We start from the raw sequence: 3,031 nt of genomic DNA, 5'->3' as shown, positions 1-3,031 counted from the left end.
TGGGCTTATCTGCCTATTCGCTCAAGTGCCCATCCCTATGTAAATTGGGGAGACCCAGATAAATTAAATGGCTTCATTGATTACCTTACCGCCAAAGGATATGCCCATTATTTTGAGAAATCATCCATCTTAGACCATTTTAAAAGGGCCTTTTCCCATTGGATGTCCCATATCCCAAAGCAATTTTTGCTTCTTTTCCTTCCCAGCATCCTTTCCTTTTTCCTCCTCTTTTTTAAAAAAAGGGGCATTTTTGTCTTCTTTCTCCTTATCCTCCTTGTTAATATGATCCATTGTAGCCATTATAACATCCCAAATGTCTGGGATTATTATATTCCAACCTATATTATCTTGAGCATTTCCCTTGGCTTTCTTATTTCATTTATCTTCTCATTATTATTCCGCACTCCGCACTCCGCATTCCGCACTCCGCATTCCGCACTCCGCATTCCTTTACTATCCATTACGCTTATTTTTTTCCTTCTCCTTCCTCTGTATCCATTTTCCAAAAATATTAAATCCCGAAATATGAGCAGGGATTATTCTTACTATGATGAGGGAATGGGCTATCTTAAGCCATTAAAGAAGAATGCCATATTCCTTACCAAGGGCGATATTTGCTTTGTCCTCTGGTATCTTCACTATGTCGAAAATGTAACGGCTGATATATTCTTGATAAATGGGACATTCTTACATACATTCTGGCTGATCTCAGAGATAAATAAGCATCATCCAGAGCTTGTATTTGATAGAAGCTTGCCAGATAAAAGGGTTTCATCATTAGAGCTGGCAAATATTAGATTTGAGAAATACAGGGAGATTATGGATAAGAATGCAAGCACCCATATTGTCTATACGCCATTCTCTGAGGAGATAACCAAAGGCTTCAGGCTTGCTCCAGAGGGATTTGTTCAGAGGGTAATCGGAAAAGAAATAAGTCAAGATGAATATATAAAAATAGTAAAAAATGCAAATTTTAATGTATTTCCCTATCAGGGAAGGTCAAAGGGGCTTATGAATAATGTAAAGAAGGGATATATAAGCCAGGGTGTATTGCTCTCTGAGCTTTCTATGTATTCTGATGCCATAATTTCATTTAAAAATGCTAATAAGCTAGATCCAAAGGATAATGAGGCAAAAACCTCTCTTTCAAAATGCTATTATAATCTTGCTTTAGAGTTTGACCAAAAAGGGTCATTGCAGGATGCAGAGAATTATTACAAGGAGGCAATCAAGGTAGACAATATGCTTGATGCCTATTTCAACCTTGGGCTTCTTTATCATAAAAAACAAAATCCAAAAATGACAATTCATTATTGGAGGGCTCTTTTAAAGCTAGACCCAAAAAACATAAAAACATTAGAAAACCTGGCAACCGTTTATTACAACACAGGAAATTTCAAGGATGCAAAGCTTACCTGCAAAAGGATTCTTGAGTTTTTCCCAAATAATAACCTGGCAAACCAAATGCTTTTGGCAATCGGAGGAAGATGACTTAACCGAAAAATTAACCCTTGACAGGAATAATCTTCTTTAGTTATAATTTTTTTAAAAAATGGTAAAGATTAGGCTTAAGAGAATGGGGGCTAAAAAGGCTCCCTCATATAGAATCGTGGTTATGGAGGAAAAAACCAGAAGGGATGGAAGGGCAATTGATGAACTTGGGTCTTATCATCCAAAAACAAAACAAGCAACCTTTGTTGATCTTTCAAAAATAGAGGAATGGATAAAAAAAGGAGCACAATTGACCACTACTGTAAAAAGATTAGTGGAATCTTACAAAAAAGGAGGATAAAAATGAAACAACTAGCTGAGTATATCGTTAAGTCCCTTGTTGATAACCCAGACAAGGTACAGCTTTCTGAAATGGAAAGCGAAAAGACAACCATCCTTGAAATAAAGGTGGATGAGAGTGATGTTGGAAAGATAGTAGGCAAGCAGGGTAGGATAATCAAATCAATAAGGATAATCCTCCAAGCCGCAGCGGCAAAGAAGGGAAAAAGGGTTGTGGTTGAAATGCTTAATTGAGAATAGATGTCCTAACCCTATTTCCCGAAATATTTAAGGGTCCTCTTGATGTAAGCATTATTAAAAGGGCAAGAGAAAAAGGGATATTGGACATCCAGATACATAATTTAAGGGATTTTTCAGAAAACAAGCACAAAAAGGTGGATGATTATCCCTATGGGGGAGGCCCTGGAATGGTTATTAAGCCAGATGTCCTATTTAGGGCAATTGAGGCACAGGGAAAGGGTTATGTAATCTATTTAAGTCCACAAGGCATTGTTTTAAATCAAGGTTTAGCTTATGAATTAGCAAAAAAAGGACAGATTATTTTTCTTTGTGGACATTACGAAGGAATTGATGAGAGGGTAAAAACAATGGTTGATCTGGAGCTTTCTATTGGAGATTACATTACCACAGGCGGTGAAATCCCCTGTCTGGTTGCAATTGATGTTATAGCAAGGTTTATCCCAGGTGTTTTGGGAAATCCAGAATCCCTGAAGGATGAATCCTTTGCCTCTTCTTATCTTGAAGGCCCTCAATACACAAGACCTTATGAATTTAGGGGAATGAGGGTTCCCGATATTCTTTTATCAGGAGACCATAAAAAAATAGAGGAATGGAGAAAGGAAAAAGCAAAGGAATTAACAAGGGAAAGGAGGCCTGATTTGTTAAATGAAGATTGAGGGTATAGAAAAAGGTGTTATAAAAAAGCTTCCTAAATTTAATGCTGGGGATGAGGTTGAGGTTTCTCTTAAGATAAAGGAAGGGGATAAAGAAAGAATTCAGCATTTCACAGGCATTGTTATTGCAAAAAGGGGAGAAGGGGTAGGAAAAACATTTACGGTTAGAAAGATATCATATGGCATTGGAATTGAGAGGATATTTCCCTTGCACTCTCCTGTAATTGCAAAGATAAAAGTCAAAAAAAGGGGAAGGGTAAGGAGGGCAAAGCTTTATTATCTTAAGGAAAGAAAGGGAAAGAGGGCGCTGGAAGTAAAAACCTATAAGTGATTGCAGGCGTAGATGA

5 protein-coding genes are annotated in these 3,031 nt (G+C 37.3%); all 5 read left to right on the top strand.

What is annotated here, in order from left to right:
- The coding region (locus AB1397_05275; GenBank protein MEW6482396.1) for a hypothetical protein at positions 1-1,491 on the top strand (1,491 nt) is incomplete at its 5' end.
- A gap of 61 nt (positions 1,492-1,552) precedes the next feature.
- Entirely contained in the window at positions 1,553-1,792 is a 240-nt protein-coding gene (gene rpsP, locus AB1397_05270; GenBank protein ID MEW6482395.1) for a 30S ribosomal protein S16, read from the top strand.
- A gap of 2 nt (positions 1,793-1,794) precedes the next feature.
- Positions 1,795-2,025, top strand: a complete 231-nt coding sequence (locus tag AB1397_05265; GenBank protein ID MEW6482394.1) for a KH domain-containing protein — start codon at positions 1,795-1,797, stop codon at positions 2,023-2,025.
- Entirely contained in the window at positions 2,022-2,687 is a 666-nt protein-coding gene (gene trmD, locus AB1397_05260) for a tRNA (guanosine(37)-N1)-methyltransferase TrmD (GenBank protein MEW6482393.1), read from the top strand. Before AB1397_05265 ends, trmD begins: the two co-directional genes overlap by 4 nt.
- Complete coding sequence (gene rplS, locus AB1397_05255) at positions 2,677-3,015, top strand: 50S ribosomal protein L19 (GenBank protein ID MEW6482392.1); 339 nt, start codon at positions 2,677-2,679, stop codon at positions 3,013-3,015. Before trmD ends, rplS begins: the two co-directional genes overlap by 11 nt.
- The last annotated feature ends 16 nt before the right edge of the window (positions 3,016-3,031 follow it).

The sequence above is a fragment of the bacterium genome (genome assembly GCA_040756715.1).
Lineage (GTDB): Bacteria > UBA9089 > UBA9088 > UBA9088 > UBA9088 > JBFLYE01.
The sequence above is the reverse complement of the archived record's forward strand: the minus strand, read 5'-3'. Positions and strand labels throughout refer to the sequence as shown.

Excerpts from the sequence above, each read along its gene's own strand:
- rpsP (MEW6482395.1), top strand. The coding sequence starts at position 1,553 with ATGGTAAAGATTAGGCTTAAGAGAATGGGGGCTAAAAAGGCTCCCTCA.
- AB1397_05265 (MEW6482394.1), top strand. The coding sequence starts at position 1,795 with ATGAAACAACTAGCTGAGTATATCGTTAAGTCCCTTGTTGATAACCCA.
- rplS (MEW6482392.1), top strand. The coding sequence starts at position 2,677 with ATGAAGATTGAGGGTATAGAAAAAGGTGTTATAAAAAAGCTTCCTAAA.